This window comes from Niallia tiangongensis, assembly GCF_044704065.1.
GTDB lineage: Bacteria > Bacillota > Bacilli > Bacillales > Cytobacillaceae > Niallia > Niallia tiangongensis.
Window position 1 is genome coordinate 4,126,260 of record NZ_CP162613.1, and the last position, 18,018, is coordinate 4,144,277.

Here is an 18,018-nt window from a genome sequence, read left to right on the forward strand (position 1 = left end):
CTTTAAAAGCTCGAATTATGAAATTAACTCATTTATTAAATCATTATCTTTTTAAATAAAATCCTCAATTAATAATGTTTTAATTTTTTTATGATTGGTCTGAATATATGACTTTAACAAATATCTATTATTAGACTGAACTGTCATAATTACAATATCAACAGGTTTCCTATTTAATTCATCTATTCTATAAACTGAATATCCATCTATCTCTGTTATACTGCTTTCCAAATTATTATCGATTAAATAGGAAATATTTAAATTTAATCTTTGCAATCTGTATAAAAGAATATAAGCACTTCGTAATGTTCCAAAAATAGCTACTGATTTATTTTTTAATAGTTTCAAAATAACTTCATCTGGTATTAACTTAACTTCCTCATCTAACAGATGTTTATATTTAAATTCCTCCCAAGCATTCCAGACCTTGTTTCCTTGATAGGAAAAGTGATTACATAGTTCAAAGAATCTTCTAGCAACTAATTTTGAAAAAATATTTATTTCATTAAATTTACTCTCTTCATTTGCAATGATTAATTTCTCAGCCCAATTTCTGATTTCAATAAAGGGTAAATCTGGGTATCGTTCCACACTAGTATAATCACATAATGTAAAATGAATTATTTTTTCAAATTGTGAAGGAACTATCCCCGTATTAACAATCATATTTTCTCTAATTTTATCAACAAATTTTGATTGAGTATTTTGAACTCCCTCTTGAGTCATTTGATTAGTATGTCTACGGTACAAATAAAGCACTTTTTGTATATTAGTGAATCTAATTTCTTTAGGCATCTTGCTGAACCATTCGGAATCTACTGCCGCTTGATAACTTTCATCATGATATAATAATCCTAAACTCTCGATTTTCTTTTTTCTGAACATCGAGGCTGGGGCTTGTTCATTCCAGAAAAGCCTCATACTTTTTATATACTCGTTTTCATCTGAAAACGCCCATTTCTGTAAGTATTTCAATTCAGAAAAATGCTGATAATGACACCCTACTATATCTATATCTTCATGATTATCTAAATAATTCACTTGTTCTTCAAACTTCATCGGCAAGTTAATATCATCTGAATCAGAAATAACTATATATTCCCCTTTTGAAGCTTTATAACCTATATTCCTTGTAGTTGCTACTCCTCGATTCATTTCATTCTTTATTAATATGATTCTTTTATCATTATAGTTTTCGATTAATTCTATGGTATTATCCGTAGATCCATCATCTACAATTATAAGTTCAAAATTTTTAAATGTCTGACTTAATACACTGTCAATTGCTTCAGTAATATATAAAGCACAATTATATGAGGGCATTATAACACTGACCTTTGGAGTATTCATATCACACTTCCTTTTTAATTCACATTAATAAAAGATAAAAAATGGTATCCTAAAAACTTAACTACAAGAATAGAAAACTGAATTAATATAGAATAGTTCTAAATTAATGTGTAAATTGTAGAAATATCCATAATAAAATCTATATTATTTTCAAATCCCATTTCTATAAGTTGCTCGCTTATATCATCAGAAAAATGACTAGCAATAATAATTATCCTATTATTTTCATTCGGTTTATCGACAATAGTGAAAGGTGGTAAAATATGTTTCCCTAAAAACAACTGTTCCCACTTCTTCTCATCATTATCAAGATAAAAAGAAACCTCAAGCTCAAATTTTTCAAGTAAGTTAGTAGTTACTTTTGACTTTTCACCTGTGCCAAAAATAACTATTTCTTTTGAAAGGAAAGAATCTAATTCAGGATACTTTACATATGGAAAAGCACTCTTGTCTAGATAGTAAAAATACTCCTTTTTAAAAGGGTGATTATTTAAATAGTGCCACGGTTTTGAAGCAGTTGTAAAATGAAGAATAGCAGGATTTTTTATTATTTGTTCAAATACTCTTTTGTTATCAAACCCAGCAGTTTTATAATCTAAAGAAAATAACTGTGTTCTTAAATTCCATTTATAATTAATTTGAAACCATTTATCATATAGAAGAAAATTCAATATACTCTGATCATGTGCTATTAATTTTTCTGGATAATTCTTTATATATTCAAATGATTTTCTAGTAATTTGTTCTTTTCTCCATTTATCTAAATTTATAACTAATACACCAGCATTAAAATAAGGTGCACCTTTCGGAATATCAATTTTATCGTAGCCATCATACTCATTAAATTTTATTGCCCCAACAACAAAATCTCCGATGTTTGTATTCCATAATTCCGTAATGTCATTTCGAACAAGAATATCACAGTCTAAATATATAACCTTTTTTATATCCTCAGAAAATAATTCTGGAATCATTAATCTATAATAGGTTGCTTCCGAAATATGACCTTCGAGGTTTGCACCATTAAACTCGTTTCTATTGATTTTTTTAAAAGAAATTACTCCGTTATATTTTTCTACTATTTCAGTAATAAGTTTCTTCTTAGTTTCCTCTATTCCACCATCAATTACAACAATATTTAGTCTAGATGACTCTACATTATTTACTAACAATGAAGTTAAAGCTGCTGCAAAATGCTGACTATACTGATTATCTACCGAAAAGACTAGATTTATTTTATCCATCATTTGATATTTTTCAATCTATTGATCTTTGGAAAGAGATTCACTTCGTAAGAGTATACTTCATTAGGATCTTCACTAAAAGAAAATAACGGCTTATATTTTTCTGGTATATAGATACCACAATAATTATTATCAACAGAATATAAATTACTATGATACTGTTTAGGTAATACATCTAAGATTGCTTCTACAGTAGTCTCTACAATTTTATTCCTGTTTGTTCGGAAATCATGCCAAACAACTAATGTGTCTTCATAACCCGTGAATTCAAAAATTTTCTTCGTATCTATATAAACACCTTGGTATGAATGATCTCCGTCAATAAAAACTAGATCCACTTTCTTTTTGATATTATCGGAATAATTAAAAATAGCAGAGTCTCCTTCAAAGTGAGTAACATTGTTTATATTTTTTGAAAAAAAACGGCTAAAGTTATTCTTATTACAGTATTTATCAAAGACATTAATCAATCTCTCATCATTATCAGGTAATGAGACACTATAGCAGTGCTCCGCAATTTCAGAGATTGCCGATATACTTTCCCCTGTCCAGGTTCCTATCTCTAAATAAACATTTAAGTCTAATCTCAACATCAGTGCTTTTAAAAAAAAGTAATCTAGCAGAGTTGATCCTCCCGACAAAAAGGATAGGTCTTTAATAGTTATAGGTTGATTAATTGATTCAATAAACTTACCCAAATTAACTTTTGGAAATTTATCAGATAATAATCTACTGTTTTTTAAATTAGTGTTTTCCACTACTGGATTAAAAATCCAATAATTTTTAATTCCCATTGCTCTTAACTGTTCACTAATTTGTTTAACATAATAACTTGTAATTATAGTTTGAACATCTTTAAATTCTAATAACTTATCTGGAGAAAAAACAGGCAAAGATTCAAATACTCTTCCCCATTTTGATTTATCATTATCAACAAAACCAATGATTTGGTATTTAGATTTTAAAAAATAGTATGCACTTTGTCCGAGTTGAGAAGCACCAAATAATATTAACTTTTCCATTAAATCCATTCCTTCTTATTTACTATCGTATATTCGTTATAATCAGAATCACCGATTTTGTATTGTTTAAACATTACTATTTCTAAACCATTTAAATGACACAATTCGTATAATTCATTCATTTCAATACTATTATCAATAATTTGAAGCTCTTCTGGTGATTTTATTCTTAAGTAATCAAGAAACACTGGATCTGGAATAGAAATAAAGATCGTGCCATTATCTTTCAAGTGTTTTTTTGCACTTTTAAATAAATTATTATACTTAGAACGAGGTATATGTTCCATAACATCAAAAAGAGTTATTAAATCAAATTTTGCTCCCAAATTAATTTCAGTTATATCTCCTACTCGAAAATCAAGTTTTTCATATTTTTCTTTAGCACTTTGTATCATCTTATCGGATAAATCAATACCTATTACATTAGTAGCCCCTAATTTACTAATATAATCTGTTGTAATCCCATTTCCACAACCTAAATCCAAAACTCCAAAACCCGGTTTCACTAAATAATTTAATCTCTTTTTTATATAATCAAGTCTTTGGTTTCCCATAATATGATACTGATTCACATAGTCTGACATTAAATCATAATATTCTTTAATATCATTATCCTCTTTCTCCGATAAGTTTTTCATCGACTTAGCATTAATTGCTTTTATATTCTTTGAAACAGTATAATTAAAAATTTGAAAATTATAAATTTCCATAACGATTAATTGGTCACTTATTTCATTATGGTAAGTGCTACTAATAATAATCTCATCAAAAGAGAGACTTCTTAATTGATCTGGACTAATAATTTCTATATCATCTATATAAGTTTGATGTAAACTTTGATTATTGTCACAGAAATAAATAACTTCATACTGGCTACTTAATAACTCTTTTGCTATTTGACCTAATTTGGAAGCACCAAAAAGTATCACTTTTTTTTTCATTTCTTTAAACCCCTTTTTATAAATTAACTTAATAATAGATTAAATGGCTTTATTTACTACCTATTTATTAACGGTCTAAACCCATTAGTTGGATAATTGAAATTTTGATACTTCTCAATATTCGCTAGATCAAATGCATTACCATTTTCGCCGACCCACTTATTATTTCTCTTAAATCTTCCTCTAGTAATATACTCTGAATCATGACTAGAAAGACTTTTACTACATACCGTTACTAAGCCATCTATTATATTCCAATTATGCTCACTACTTTTATCACAATTACCTATATATTTTACCCATTCACTATTTATATCTTTTTCATAAGTTCCTCCAGTCACTAATCTTACAGAACCATTAAAGGAAGTTGTTAACAAATTATTATCACTCAAAGAATTAACAAGCTCAGACCATGAAATACTATGTTGCACATTCCGATCAGCAATCAACTTTTTCTTGCCATCTATTTCATCCACCATAATAAAATAAAAATCACCATCCGGATATGCAGAGGCTTCTGGCGGAAGGAATAATCCTGTTTCTTCGCCTAATCCCTCAAATAGCCCTACCTTGTTATATTTAGCAGCATAATGACAGCGAATTCTTTCACCAATTTTTATTGTATTTATATCAGTAACTTCATTAATATGAAATAATCTTCCTGTTCGCTCTATCTCCACCCCAGTAAAATAAAAGTGATTACCTTCAATCACTTTTATAGCCACATGGTGTTCTTTATTTTCCAAATTTGATTCTTGGAAAAGCATTTCATTTATTTTCTTTACATAAAGATTATCGTTATTACTTATGCTAGATGAGAACTTTTTAATATTTCCATCTATTGTTATTTCAATATTTTTTGAACCGAGTTTACCTTTTGATCCAAAAACCTTAAATGTTGTTCCTGTAAACTTAAATTCTATGAGAGAATTCCCTTTAGATACCATTTGTTTCACAGGATAATCAATTGTAGTGCTCGGTGCATAATTTTCCTTTTTCCAATCTCCTTGAAAATGAAAGACACCACAATCACTTGCATAAAACTTATAATCTTGCTGTTTTGCACTTGTTTCAAGTAGTAAATGTACATTATAGATACTTCCAATAATTTGATTGATTATTTGTTTACATTGCATAACATACGGAAGAAATGCATTTATCACTAATTTAGCCTTCTGATAAATATCCCCCGTTTTTCTAATTTCAGTAGCTCTTATAATCAATGCTTGATATTGTGTTCTATTTATAGGAAGAATATATACATTATAAAAATCATTATTAGTTAATTTTTGCATGTTACTATTCAATTGATTAATAGCTTTATCTAGCTTTCTTACTTGCTTTTTCTCAGCTAACTCTTCGATTTCCGAGAAATTTTTTATAACCCTTTCCTGTAATTTCAAATATTGTACTATCGAATCTTCCATTTTGCCTAGCCTATAAAGGTTTTTATCCATTTTATCTTCAGTAACTAATTGTTTCTTATGCCAGTCTTCTGGTACTACTTCTTTCATCAATCTTTCTTGCATAATTGCGCTTAATGACTGATATATAGTTCCATCGATAGCTGCTCCACCATTTGTAGTATTTATTACTTCAATATTTCTATAAGAAGATATATATTGCTCTAAATAAGTCTTCATATTAATAAATCCTTTAGTAGACTTTATTAAGTTGCCATGTACATCTTTTACCATTACAAAGTTTTCATGATTCTCTTCGTTTTTTTCCTTTTCATTCTCAATTTCACTAGAATAACGTTGTTCCCCTTTTAATGCTAAATTTTGCCCAACCAAAAGGACAGGATTGCATTCTAATTCGCAAGCAAGTTGCAATGTAACTGCAGCAATAGTTGGTGCATCGTTAATTTGCTTTAAGTATTGAGCTGAATCTCCCATATAATATGGTGTAACAGTATCTTGAGACGTTATCATATGAAGCTTAGGACCCGGATAATGCTTAAGCGTTTCAAAACCTACACTCGTCCCATAAATCATCGGGACATTAATCACATCATTTTCAAGCATTTTTGTAAATACCGAATAGTTTATGTCTTGAGGATCATATGTACAAACAGCATCGGGAATAATACCATTTGCAATGAGTGCTTTATTGGCTGATCCTACTGCAAAAATAAATGCTGTCTTTTGTTCTTTTATTGCCCTTAAATTTTCGTATTCCTCTTCTAATGAAGGTCCAGCAGAAACAATAATTAGTGGTTTATCCTTGAATACCGATTCAAAGCCACTTAAGATATTGGGGCTAGTTAAGGTAACTGGCAAATTTAGCAAGCTGTTCAACGTCCATCGAGCACTAAATTTATTGTCAATATAATTACTTTCATACTTTGCTGTGACAGCAGCTTTAAAATCTTCCGTAAACTTTTTATACTTTTGTTCAAAAATTCTCTCATAGCTTGGTAATGCTATGAGCATGATTCTCTCTTGCATGTTTCCTGTTATATTTATTAAAAAATCTTTCGCATCATCTTGTTCGGTATCAATATAGACATTTTTCAAACGACTTAAATCCAAAGTATCTAATCTATTTGATTCAAGAAAATGTTTAAATACGTTAGGTGCTGGTTCAAACAGGGAATAATTCATATTAGGATATCTCTTTACTAATGTTTCTACATGATATCCTAGTCCTACACCATAAAATAGAACATGATCATACTTATCCAATTCATCCCTATAACGATCTATTAGAACTTCTGCTTCTTTATTAGGATCGTATTTACTGTGAAGATAGTATGATCGATTTTCCATCGTTACAGATAGTGTAGGTGCATTTTCAATTTTTGATTTTAGAATTTCGATTTTATTTTCATCCGTCTCATTTTTCAAAGCACTTAAGGAACTGTGCAAATAAGGAAACATATTCATGAGGACAGCTAGTTTATCTCCTGTCATATGAGTCCCTCCAATCAATTCTTATATTAAAGTAGATTTTCTTCTAGTATCCATGTTTTTAATATTTCCTTTGGTATCACTGCTTCTTCATGTGGATGCACTTTTTGGTATGTAGGAGTCATTAGGTTAGGATATTCTTCTCCTGTCGCACCGTATGAAGGTCTGATTATATACATGTCATCTGTTTCTAATGCCATTCGTCCTTCATCTTCGGTCATTAATTCCTCGTACATCTTTTCACCAGGACGCAATCCAATCTCTTTAATATCCACTTTATTATTGGAGCTATTTTGGTTCTCCATTTCTTCCACAATGATTTCCACTAAATCTTGCAAGCGTATGACCGGCATTTTCAAAACAAAAACTTCACCGCCGTATGCGATAGCATTCGCTTTTAGCATTAATGATATTGCTTGCGTTGGTGTCATCATATAACGAAGCATCTCTTTATTTGTGACAGTCACATACCCTTTTTCCATAATTTGTTTTTTAAATAATGGGATAACAGATCCTCTCGACCCCATGACATTCCCAAATCGAACGGAACTAAAAATAGTGTTTTTTGGTCCTTTTTGATAATTCGCAGCGGAAATTAGTCGTTCTGCTGTTAGTTTCGTTGCACCGTAAGCATTGGTAGGAGCTATTGCTTTATCTGTACTTGTAAACAAGACTCTTTCCACACCAGCATCTAATGCTGCTTGAATGACATTCTGTGTCCCAATGACATTTGTCTTCACTGCTTCAAATGGATTATATTCACAAGCAGGAACGTGTTTCATAGCAGCCAAATGAAAAACAAAATCAATATCTTCCATTGCCATTAATAATCTCTGCTGATCTCTTACATCACCAATTAAGTATCTAATGTTCGATAGATTCCCCATCTCTTGTTGCAGTTCAAATTGTTTATATTCATCTCTGCTAAATATCCGAACAACTTCCGGTTCACATTTTAGTAACTCCATCATAAGCTGTTTGCCTATTGTTCCTGTTCCGCCAATAATCAAAATCTTTTTATTAAAGTATAGATTATTATCCATTTTATTAACTCTTTTCTATTTATTTATAAATTGAAATGTCTTTTCCGTAATCGATACAATTGCTTCAAATTGTGGAAGAATTTCATAGGAAATAATATCCCCAATTAAGATAAAATCATTACTCTCCATTGCATCTAGCAAGTTTGGCAATTCTACTTCTAAATGATTTGCTATTATCAAAAGATTTTCTTTATACTCATCTAATTCCATATTACACATACTTTTTATCGTACTATACACCCAGTTTAACCCTTCTAATAAATCTTGAAGCATTCCCCATGATTCTTCCGTTGGAGATTGATAAAATTGCTCTGTAAGCTGTTTAATACTAGGAATGGCACGTATACTGTATTCGTTTAGTGAAACTGTTAGGTCGTTAATAAATTCATTAATTGTTTTTGTTACCAATTCTATCTTTTCAATCGTATTGATTTGTTCCATAAGCTTATCTTCAAAATCACTATAAGCATCTTTTCCATTAATAATTAAATGACTAAAAAATAATTTATTGTTTTCTAAGTCCTCGTTAATTTTTTGGATAAGTATATCTATATTTTCGACACTATTTTCATAGATAAGTATTTCATTGGATAAATGCAATTCCATTTAGTAGACCTCCCAAAAGCATATTCTATATACTATATCGGTATTATTGCAAAAAATTGAATAACAAAAAGAAGATAAATACTGGAAGAATATATATAGAGGAATAATCAGAGCAAAAAAATGACTACCGAAAACTCGGTAGTCATTTATCATTATTAACCTAATAATTGTAATACTGATTGTGGACGTTGGTTAGCTTGAGCAAGCATAGATTGAGATGCTTGAGAAAGGATGTTAGACTTCGTCATTTCCATCATTTCTTTCGCCATATCTACGTCACGTACACGAGATTCAGCAGATTGTAGGTTCTCAGCAGAGTTACCTAAGTTACTGATTGTATGCTCTAAACGGTTTTGGAATGCACCAAGCTTAGAACGTTCAGCAGAAACTTGGCTGATTGCCGCATCAATTACAGAGATTGATGCTGTTGCTGTTTTATGTGAACGAATATCTAATGCATATGTTTGTGATGCATCTTTGTTACCAACATCTGTTAGTTTATTTTGGCTACCAGAAGCAAAGATAGCATTTTCTGATTTATTTACTAATTCAGCAGAGATAACTGTTCCATTATCTGTTTTAATGCTTGGTCCTGTAGTACTAGCACCACTAGCATTGAAGAATGTTTCGCTAGAATTTGCTGTAGCAACAGTTTTGAAACTTGATGTACCACTTAGTTTAGCAGCAGTTTTTTCAGTACCTGCTACTCCAAGAGCTTCTGCACGCATATCAAAAATGTCGATAGTGAAGTTTTGAAGTGAGTTAGCACCAATTTGTAGCTTAATACCACCACCACTGAAATTACCAGCAGCAGAAGTATATTTACCATCTGCAGCTCCAGCACCAGAAAGTTCTTGTGAACCATTCAATAATTTCTTTTGGTTGAACTCAGTGTTGTTACCAATACGGTTGATTTCAGAAGTTAATTGGTTTAATTCTTTTTGTAACTCTTGACGGTCTTGATCTGTATTTGTATCGTTTGATGCTTGTGTAGCAAGTTCACGCATACGTTGTAGAATAGAATGAGTTTCGTTTAAAGCACCTTCAGCTGTTTGGATCATTGAGATACCATCTTGAGCATTACGTTGTGCTTGGTTTAAACCGCTGATTTGTCCGCGCATTTTCTCAGAAATTGCTAGACCTGCAGCATCGTCTCCTGCACGGTTAATACGTAGACCAGAAGATAATTTCTCCATAGATTTAGCAGCATTTGCTTGGTTTGTACCCATTTGGCGATAAGTATTCATCGCTGATAAGTTATGATTGATAATCATTGTTAGTTTTCCTCCCTGAATATAAATAGTTCCACATCCATGTGGTTAGCCGGTAATTTCAAAAAGTCGGCCGCCTTCTTGAAATGCCGTTCTATTAAATATATCGTCAAGGAATCATTTATGTTTAGTATATTAACAATAAAACTCTAAATATTTTTGCCTAATTGATTTGTAAGATTTTTTATTATTTCTACCGAAGAATCTCCAGCTTCATTATTTTCATTTTGAATAGCAACATAGACTTCTTTTCTATGTATTTCAATATGTTTTGGCGCTTCGATTCCAATTTTTATTTGTTCTCCTTCGATTGCAAGTACAGTAATTTCAATATTACTTGCTATTTTAATCGATTGATTTACTTTCCGTTTTAGTACAAGCATTATTTAGAACCCTCCTTTTGTTCCTTGAAAAGAAGTAGTTCATGTTTCGTTTTATAATCCGAATCTACTAAGATAACTTGTTTTCCTTTTTTCAACCTATCATTTATAACTATTGGACCTTGGAGATTAGCTGTAACACTTTTCAATTCTTCTTTAATTGTTAATAGAGAAAAGATAACTACTTCATTCGTTTCTTGAATTTTTAATAGTTCTTTTACATCGTCAGAAATTTCTACTGCATATTCTTTAAAATATAAAAATGGATCGATCATTACAAAGGCTAGTATGGGGGTTTCAACAGATTGGAGAACGAAAAAATCAGCTCCCTCTTCTAAAAGCAAAATATAAAATTCTTTCTCCTCTTCAAAACCAGGTAATCCTTGTTCAAAGCGAACAATTTTATCACTATCTATTTCCACATTTCCATGAAATTTTGTATTTATTTCCACTATATAACCACCATTCTACTTTATATTATTGTTCACAACTTAGAGTCAAAAAATTCTATTATTTATTTTATTATAAACGAAATAAGCTATCCAATCGGACAGCTTATCTTAAAAAGTCTAACAATGATTTTTGAATAATTTGTGCCCCCACTTGAAGCGCAGCATTATGCACCATTTGTTGAGTCAAGTATTTTGTTACCGCTTCTTCAAAATCAATATCTTCATTTTCAGAAAGTGTTTTATTTGCAACAACTTCTTGCTGCATTAATCTACTTTCTACCATTTCAGCACGGTTCATTTGTGCTCCTAATTGGGAGCGGGTCGAAACAACACTATTTATATATCCATCAATTGAATCTAATGTTTTTGTAATTTCTTTACCTGTTGCATCTGGATCAGAAATCATTTTCTTTATTGCTTCAATACCACCAAACATATCTAATGAAAAAGCTTCACTAGAAACTACATTAACAGGAATAGATACTCCTTTTGAAACTTCTAATAATACACGATTAGAATTTGTAGAAACGGCAGATGTATTTGAAATAACAATACTGCCACTATCTAATTTTTTTTGGGCGGCAACTGTTTCCCCATCTTTATACGCTAATTCTTCTTGATAGGTATATGTTATTTCACCGGTGCTTGTGTCGATTTCAATGGAAGAACCATTATTATCCTTAAATAGGTTATCAGTACTATCATAGGTATATTTATTTCCTTGATAATTAACTACATATTCAGAAGGATTAATAGATCCATCTGATAAACCCATTTGAAATGCACTAAATTCCATATCTATTTGATTAAGGTTTATAGGAGACGAAGCTGTATTAGTACCATTAAAAATGTATTTTTCTCCCACTTTTGTTTCTGCTAAAGTAACTAACTGTTCTTGTAATGTTGTCATTTCATTAACAATATTTTTTCGTGAGATTGGATCATACGTATCATTTGATGCCTGAACAGTTAATTCTCTTATTTTTTGTAAAATTTGATTCGCACTATCTAGTGTAGTATCAGCATTTTCCATCCAATTATATCCTTCATTTAGGTTTCGCTGATATTGCTCAATTTCTGCTACTTGTGTACGATATCGCATCCCTTTCATGGCAACAACTGGGTCATCTGAAGGCTTTGTGATTTTTTTTCCAGTTGTAATTTGATCAGAAAGTTTTTGTAAATCTGAATAGCTGTTACTAATGTATTTTAAATTATTATTCGTAAGCATAGATTGTGTTACTCTCATTTTCCAATTACACTCCTATTTCTATTTAGTTATTTTTATAGAAATGTTATCTTCCGCCTACACCCATTCCGTTAATAACCTTATCAAGCATCTCATCTACAATCGTAATCATTCTTGCCGCAGAATTATATGCCTGCTGATATTTAATTAAGTCGATCATTTCTTCATCAATGGATACACTGCTTACAGACATTCGTGTTTGCTCGACAGAATCTTTTAATATACCTGAAGTTCGTTCCATACGATTTGCTTCAGATGCTTGTTCCCCTAGTTTTCCAATAATCCCTTGATAAAAGGATTGTACATTTGTCTTATTACCGCCGTAATCTAGAATAGAATCTTTTACTTTAGCAAGATTTAACGCATTTGTTCCATTTCCAGTGGAAGGTTCTGTAGCAGCTGCAATATTTTCTACATCTTCCAAAATTTCTTGAGACAATGCGATACTTGCTGCTGCTCCTTTAGGATTACCAGCTGTTACGCTACTATCTGTAAAAGAAAAGAAATCAATATCTCTTGCTACTCCATCTTGTATTTCATTTAAACTATATCCACTTCGGTGAACTTCATTGAAGGCAATTGCAAAGGTATATACCATTTCATCTAAATCTGCAAACATAGTATTATAAATACCTTTTAATTCTCCCCCTTCCATATATCCGTAGCCTTCGATTACTCCTTTTAGCTTACCTTGAGTATTTAAAGCTTTAAAATCACTTAAAGTATATAGTCCATTTGCAGCATCCGCATCTGAATCTGTAGATAGTCCTTCAAATTTAGTCGGGGCTGTAGGATCATCATTTAGTTTAAAAAATTTAATAGAAGTAACTGGACTATCTAATTCATCCCTGCTATCAAATTGAATATGAATTCCATTTGCTGTTTTTGTTGATGCATCTATTAGTTTAATAGGTTGTCCATTCGAGTCTGTTAATATATCCCCCTCAGGTGTCGCCATATATATATCATATATTCCTTCGGCACTAGCTCGTGCTAATCCTCCACTAGACTTTGTTTCTACTTTAATATTCATCATGGTAGAAAGGGAATCAAGCAGTCTATCTCGTTCATCATATAAATCATTTGGTAAATAACCATTAGGCTCTACTGCACCAATCTGCTTATTCAATTGATTTATTTGTTTTAAAATGCTATTAATATTATCCTCTGTATTTTCTAGTTCATTTCTATTATCTTTTTGGATTGCTTTTAAAGAAGAATACATATAATTAAACGTATCAACTAAAGCGGACCCACGTTCTCTAACCACTCTTCTTGCCCCTTCATTTTCTGGTTCGGTTCCCAAATCCTGCAAGGAATTCCAAAATTGATCCAAACTGTTAGAAATTCCTGTACCAGATAATTCATCCATAACGTTTTCCATTTGGGATAGCATTTGTGCCTTAGAATCCCAATAACCCAATTTACTGGATTCTTTACGATATTGCATATCAACAAAACTATCTCTAATACGCTCAATTTGATCAGCTTTTACACCTGTCCCCAATTGCCCTGGCATCATCGGACTATTCTGTCCTACTGCAGGGTATGCTTCTGTTGGAGCTATGCTCACCCTTTGTCTTGTATAACCTAAAGTATTCGCATTAGCAATATTATGTCCAGTTGTAGCAATAGCTGTTTGTTGAGTGGTTAAAGCGCGCTTAGCAGTTTCTAAGCTATGAAAGGTTGAAACCATTGGTTCTCCTCCTAAATCTTTGATTCAAATATGGAATATCCTTCTTTTTCATAAGGATTTTTCGATTCTGAACGATTGTAATTATATGAGTCTATATCCGGATTTAATAAATCAATCGAAATCTCTATAAATTGTAAGGACTGTTTAATAAGTTGTTGGTTAGTATCATTTTGTGTTCTTATTAAACTCAGGACTTCTTCCAGCTGCTGTTTTATTTCGATTAATACATCTTTCGTTTGATCATCAACCTTATTTATAACATCATTTAATGTTTGCTTTTGTTCACTACCCAAAAAGCCATTACAATTTAATTGCAACTCATGATCTTTTTTTTGAATGGCTTTAATTAGCTTTTGTTCTTTCCCTGTTATTGTTCGTAATTGATCTGTATCCCCTTTTATTAGCACTTCTTTTTTTTCAAAAGAAAGTTTCAACAGATTTTCATGGAAGGAAAGTAAGTCACTTAATGAAGCATTAATCATTTCGATCTGCATGAGAATTTCCTCCTGCCTTCATTTAGGCCTTTTTCCAAAAAGATAAGATTTTTTCTGCCACTTCTTTTGAATCGACTTGATATGTTCCATTACTAATTTGTTTTTTTAGTTCTTGAATTTTTTCCAATCTTACGTCATCTTGAGTACCTTGAAGTTCTAAAGCTGCTTTTGAAATTTCTACTTTATCTTCTTTTCTAATATTTTGTGTAGCTTCATTCTTTTCAATTTGTTTTTTATAAGGGTTCATATTTACTGGATTAAAATTGTTAATTTTCATATTTACACACCTCTACTAAAAATTTAACCTTCCGTTTCATATATTAAAATTTGCTATAATCCTCTTTCAGTTCGTATTCTCTATCTTCTATATCGGTCAAAATTTTTCCTTTTTAAGACCAAAACTTGTTTTTATAAAAATTAGCCTGATATTCCTATTAACAGTCTAACCATCCTACCCATTTTTCATGTTTTATTTAGATGAATTTCCCATTATAATAAAATAGCAACATAGAATCCATAGAATTCATATGTTGCCATAGTCTTATATCCTCATGTTTAGGTATAAATGTTTATTAAAAGACCTTGAATTTCACCAACTGATTGTAAAATATCTAAACCGTTTTTTTCTTTATCCAATAATGTATTGGTTAATTCCAACAACTTTTTATCAACTTCTTTTACTATTTTATAAATTTTCGTTCTTCCTCTGCGGTTAAAGCCACTTTGTTCCTCTATTTTAAGAGCATTGTTTACCGCTTCATCCATAAAGTCTTTTACCATTTTCTTATATTTCCGCAAATCATCTACCGTACGATGTTCAGATAACTTTTTTCCTTGTCCTTCAATTTCTTCAACCATTTTTGATAATTTTTCATAAACAGCTTGTTGACGATTTTTGGAAATAACTTCTTGAAAGGAAATGCTTTCTGTTGGAGAACTATCTTTATTTTTTATTTTATCAGTATTTGTTCTCGACACTCTTTGAACTTCCAAAAGTATACCTCCCTTTTAATGAAATATTTGGTTTGCCAGAGAATATTGGTAATTATATTTATTTTTATTATCTAAAATAGGCATACAATCTATCCATCTATATTATCATAAAATAAAAAGAAAACAGCTAGTCCATCTTTTCCCAGGACTAGCTTGTATTTCATATTACGATTGTAGAAGCTGTAGCACTCCATTTGGTAATTGATTTGCTTGAGCCAACATCGCTTGTGCAGATTGATTCAAGATATTATTTTTTGTAAACTCGGTCATTTCTTGAGCCATATCTGTATCACGGATACGAGATTCTGCAGAAGTTAAGTTTTCATTTGTTACTTGTAGGTTGCTAATGGTGTGCTCTAGACGGTTTTGTGTCGCACCTAATTTTGCACGAGTTGCAGAAATTTGATTGATTGCATTATCGATATTGAAGATAGCAGTACTTGCACTTTCATTAGAAAGTACATTAACCCCATCAATTCCAAGTTTTACTGTACTCAATTGCGGTACATCAATTTGGACATTTTGATTTGTATTTGCACCAATTTGGAAAGTAAGTGCTTTATTCGTTAAGTCAAATTCAGACTCACCAGGTCTTGCATTAGCACCAAATTCTAGTTCTAAGCCACCATGTGTAATTTTACCGTTTCTAGTAGACAACTCTTTTGAATAAGTAATAGGAGTTGTTGAACCATCCTCATTAACTTTAGATACAGAAACTTCCATTTTACTTTCGATTTGAACTTTTGCAGTTCCGGCTTGTGTGATTTTACTTGTATCAACAAGGATACTTTTTCCAGTATCTGTACCAATTGATTTTATAGCCCCATCAGTACCAATCTCTGATGCGAGTTTACCTATTGAAAAACCATTTGGATCAAAAATTTCAATTGTAGCACTTTGAACTCCAGAAGAGTCTACTTGAATATCTGAAGCTACTAAAGAATATTCACCTAATTGTAAATCACTTGCCGTTACATCAAAATTACTCGTTCCCACACTAACTGCTGCAGGATCAAAGTCGAATTCAAAACCAGCAATATTAATTTTTCCATCTGTTGATTCTATATCAGTTTGTGTACCTAAATCAGTGTATGTGCCATCTTCATTTTTCTTTGCAACAGTCATATCCTTATACGTTGCAGTAGTTGGGGGTGTAGCAGCTGGATCTATTACTTCAGTTCTCTCCTCAACCGTTACCTGATATGAACCATTTTCAGTTTTTAAAAGTGGATCTGTTACAATAGGTGCCGCACCGATATTATTTCCACCAGCTTCTAACTTTCCAACAATTCCAATTTCCAAAACACCAGCTTCACTTATGCCAGCACCTGGCTGGTTTAATTTATATGTTAACTCTGGATTTGACTCTATGCCTATTTGATATCTTCCCGTCGCAATAGTTGGATCAACTACCGTTGGAACTTTTTTTATATTGGTTTTTTCACTTTCACCAATTATATATTGTGTGTCAACTGCACTAGAACCATCTAATAGTTTACGAGTATTAAACTCCGTTTTAGCTGCAACACTATCAATCTCTTTTAATAATTGATCAATTTCCAATTGAATCGATTCACGATCAGAGTCTGTATTTGTATCATTTGCAGCTTGAACAGATAATTCACGCATACGTTGAAGCATGGAATGTACTTCGTTCATTGCCCCTTCTGCTACTTGCATTAAAGATACACCGTCTAGTGAGTTTCGTTCTGCCATTGACAAACCTTTAATTTGTGAACGCATTTTTTCAGAAATTGCTAGTCCTGCTGCATCATCAGCTGCACGGTTAATTCTTAAACCAGATGACAATCTTTCTAAGTTTTTGGAAGTATTGAATTGGTTTTGATATAGATTACGATAAGCATTTTGCGCCTGAATATTATGATTAATTTTCATTTTTTATATGCTCCTTTTATTTTAATTACCGTCATACGTCATGATATTTTTTTCGTATGCCAGTGTTTTTTGACGAAGACCAGTATTAATTTGTTGTATTTTTTGTTTCATGCTTACAGTCCAAGCTGAGAGTAATTCTTCGATTATCGATTTAACTTCTTGGATAATAGATATATCTTTTTTTAAATTGGCATCAATAAGTTTTCCTGCTATATAGTTATATAACATGTCTAATTGATCGGCGATAATTCCTGCTTCATAATTAATTCCAGCACCAAGTCTCCAGACAATGTCATTTGCTTTTTTTAATTTTACATTAGCTAGGATATAATCCTTGTTTGCTATATTTTCAATTGCTTCATCTAAGTTATTGAGACATGCTTCATACAATAACGCCGTAATTTCTTGTGGAGATTTTTGATAGATTGCTTCTTCAGAAATAAGGTTAGCCATGATTTTCCCACCCCCA

The 18,018-nt window shown here is 31.4% G+C and carries 17 protein-coding genes; all 17 read right to left on the reverse strand.

Annotation, left to right across the window (positions count from 1 at the left end; all coding sequences use genetic code 11):
- Positions 1-51: 51 nt before the first annotated feature.
- Complete coding sequence (locus tag AB3U99_RS19705; protein ID WP_400243385.1) at positions 52-1,350, reverse strand: glycosyltransferase family 2 protein; 1,299 nt, start codon at positions 1,348-1,350, stop codon at positions 52-54.
- 98 nt (positions 1,351-1,448) lie between these two features.
- On the reverse strand, positions 1,449-2,597 hold the full coding sequence (locus AB3U99_RS19710; RefSeq protein ID WP_400243387.1) for a glycosyltransferase family 8 protein: 1,149 nt from the start codon (positions 2,595-2,597) through the stop codon (positions 1,449-1,451).
- Entirely contained in the window at positions 2,594-3,616 is a 1,023-nt protein-coding gene (locus AB3U99_RS19715) for a class I SAM-dependent methyltransferase (RefSeq protein ID WP_400243389.1), read from the reverse strand. Before AB3U99_RS19715 ends, AB3U99_RS19710 begins: the two co-directional genes overlap by 4 nt.
- Positions 3,616-4,557 (reverse strand): methyltransferase domain-containing protein, encoded by a 942-nt coding sequence (locus AB3U99_RS19720; RefSeq protein ID WP_400243391.1) that lies wholly within the window; start codon positions 4,555-4,557, stop codon positions 3,616-3,618. The genes AB3U99_RS19715 and AB3U99_RS19720 overlap by 1 nt, the downstream gene beginning before the upstream one ends.
- Positions 4,558-4,613: 56 nt before the next feature.
- Positions 4,614-7,472 (reverse strand): 6-hydroxymethylpterin diphosphokinase MptE-like protein, encoded by a 2,859-nt coding sequence (locus AB3U99_RS19725; protein WP_400243392.1) that lies wholly within the window; start codon positions 7,470-7,472, stop codon positions 4,614-4,616.
- Between the two features lie 26 nt (positions 7,473-7,498).
- Positions 7,499-8,512 (reverse strand): SDR family NAD(P)-dependent oxidoreductase, encoded by a 1,014-nt coding sequence (locus AB3U99_RS19730; RefSeq protein ID WP_400243394.1) that lies wholly within the window; start codon positions 8,510-8,512, stop codon positions 7,499-7,501.
- Positions 8,513-8,527: 15 nt separating this feature from the next.
- The gene (locus AB3U99_RS19735) at positions 8,528-9,118 is read right to left on the reverse strand and encodes a hypothetical protein (RefSeq protein ID WP_400243396.1); all 591 of its coding nucleotides are present in this window, start codon (positions 9,116-9,118) and stop codon (positions 8,528-8,530) included.
- A 155-nt stretch (positions 9,119-9,273) separates the two neighbouring features.
- Entirely contained in the window at positions 9,274-10,392 is a 1,119-nt protein-coding gene (locus AB3U99_RS19740) for a flagellin (protein ID WP_400243397.1), read from the reverse strand.
- Between the two features lie 146 nt (positions 10,393-10,538).
- Positions 10,539-10,772 (reverse strand): carbon storage regulator CsrA, encoded by a 234-nt coding sequence (csrA, locus tag AB3U99_RS19745; protein ID WP_400243399.1) that lies wholly within the window; start codon positions 10,770-10,772, stop codon positions 10,539-10,541.
- Positions 10,772-11,221 (reverse strand): flagellar assembly protein FliW, encoded by a 450-nt coding sequence (gene fliW / locus AB3U99_RS19750; RefSeq protein ID WP_400243401.1) that lies wholly within the window; start codon positions 11,219-11,221, stop codon positions 10,772-10,774. Before fliW ends, csrA begins: the two co-directional genes overlap by 1 nt.
- Positions 11,222-11,324: 103 nt before the next feature.
- Positions 11,325-12,470, reverse strand: a complete 1,146-nt coding sequence (flgL, locus tag AB3U99_RS19755; protein ID WP_400243403.1) for a flagellar hook-associated protein FlgL — start codon at positions 12,468-12,470, stop codon at positions 11,325-11,327.
- 46 nt (positions 12,471-12,516) lie between these two features.
- Positions 12,517-14,166 (reverse strand): flagellar hook-associated protein FlgK, encoded by a 1,650-nt coding sequence (gene flgK / locus AB3U99_RS19760; protein WP_400243405.1) that lies wholly within the window; start codon positions 14,164-14,166, stop codon positions 12,517-12,519.
- Positions 14,167-14,177: 11 nt separating this feature from the next.
- On the reverse strand, positions 14,178-14,660 hold the full coding sequence (locus AB3U99_RS19765) for a flagellar protein FlgN (protein ID WP_400243407.1): 483 nt from the start codon (positions 14,658-14,660) through the stop codon (positions 14,178-14,180).
- Between the two features lie 22 nt (positions 14,661-14,682).
- Positions 14,683-14,937, reverse strand: a complete 255-nt coding sequence (flgM, locus tag AB3U99_RS19770; protein ID WP_400243409.1) for a flagellar biosynthesis anti-sigma factor FlgM — start codon at positions 14,935-14,937, stop codon at positions 14,683-14,685.
- Between the two features lie 278 nt (positions 14,938-15,215).
- Entirely contained in the window at positions 15,216-15,653 is a 438-nt protein-coding gene (locus AB3U99_RS19775; protein ID WP_400243411.1) for a YaaR family protein, read from the reverse strand.
- A 165-nt stretch (positions 15,654-15,818) separates the two neighbouring features.
- On the reverse strand, positions 15,819-17,549 hold the full coding sequence (locus AB3U99_RS19780; protein WP_400243413.1) for a flagellin: 1,731 nt from the start codon (positions 17,547-17,549) through the stop codon (positions 15,819-15,821).
- A gap of 21 nt (positions 17,550-17,570) precedes the next feature.
- The gene (gene fliS / locus AB3U99_RS19785; RefSeq protein WP_400243415.1) at positions 17,571-18,002 is read right to left on the reverse strand and encodes a flagellar export chaperone FliS; all 432 of its coding nucleotides are present in this window, start codon (positions 18,000-18,002) and stop codon (positions 17,571-17,573) included.
- Positions 18,003-18,018: the final 16 nt, after the last annotated feature.

What these genes read in the sequence shown, in the direction of transcription:
- AB3U99_RS19705 (WP_400243385.1), bottom strand. Translation starts at nt 1,350, where the DNA reads ATGAATACTCCAAAGGTCAGTGTTATAATGCCCTCATATAATTGTGCT.
- AB3U99_RS19710 (WP_400243387.1), bottom strand. Translation starts at nt 2,597, where the DNA reads ATGATGGATAAAATAAATCTAGTCTTTTCGGTAGATAATCAGTATAGT.
- AB3U99_RS19715 (WP_400243389.1), bottom strand. Translation starts at nt 3,616, where the DNA reads ATGGAAAAGTTAATATTATTTGGTGCTTCTCAACTCGGACAAAGTGCA.
- AB3U99_RS19720 (WP_400243391.1), bottom strand. Translation starts at nt 4,557, where the DNA reads ATGAAAAAAAAAGTGATACTTTTTGGTGCTTCCAAATTAGGTCAAATA.
- AB3U99_RS19725 (WP_400243392.1), bottom strand. Translation starts at nt 7,472, where the DNA reads ATGACAGGAGATAAACTAGCTGTCCTCATGAATATGTTTCCTTATTTG.
- AB3U99_RS19730 (WP_400243394.1), bottom strand. Translation starts at nt 8,512, where the DNA reads ATGGATAATAATCTATACTTTAATAAAAAGATTTTGATTATTGGCGGA.
- AB3U99_RS19735 (WP_400243396.1), bottom strand. Translation starts at nt 9,118, where the DNA reads ATGGAATTGCATTTATCCAATGAAATACTTATCTATGAAAATAGTGTC.
- AB3U99_RS19740 (WP_400243397.1), bottom strand. Translation starts at nt 10,392, where the DNA reads ATGATTATCAATCATAACTTATCAGCGATGAATACTTATCGCCAAATG.
- csrA (WP_400243399.1), bottom strand. Translation starts at nt 10,772, where the DNA reads ATGCTTGTACTAAAACGGAAAGTAAATCAATCGATTAAAATAGCAAGT.
- flgL (WP_400243403.1), bottom strand. Translation starts at nt 12,470, where the DNA reads ATGAGAGTAACACAATCTATGCTTACGAATAATAATTTAAAATACATT.
- flgK (WP_400243405.1), bottom strand. Translation starts at nt 14,166, where the DNA reads ATGGTTTCAACCTTTCATAGCTTAGAAACTGCTAAGCGCGCTTTAACC.
- AB3U99_RS19765 (WP_400243407.1), bottom strand. Translation starts at nt 14,660, where the DNA reads ATGCAGATCGAAATGATTAATGCTTCATTAAGTGACTTACTTTCCTTC.
- flgM (WP_400243409.1), bottom strand. Translation starts at nt 14,937, where the DNA reads ATGAAAATTAACAATTTTAATCCAGTAAATATGAACCCTTATAAAAAA.
- AB3U99_RS19780 (WP_400243413.1), bottom strand. Translation starts at nt 17,549, where the DNA reads ATGAAAATTAATCATAATATTCAGGCGCAAAATGCTTATCGTAATCTA.
- fliS (WP_400243415.1), bottom strand. Translation starts at nt 18,002, where the DNA reads ATGGCTAACCTTATTTCTGAAGAAGCAATCTATCAAAAATCTCCACAA.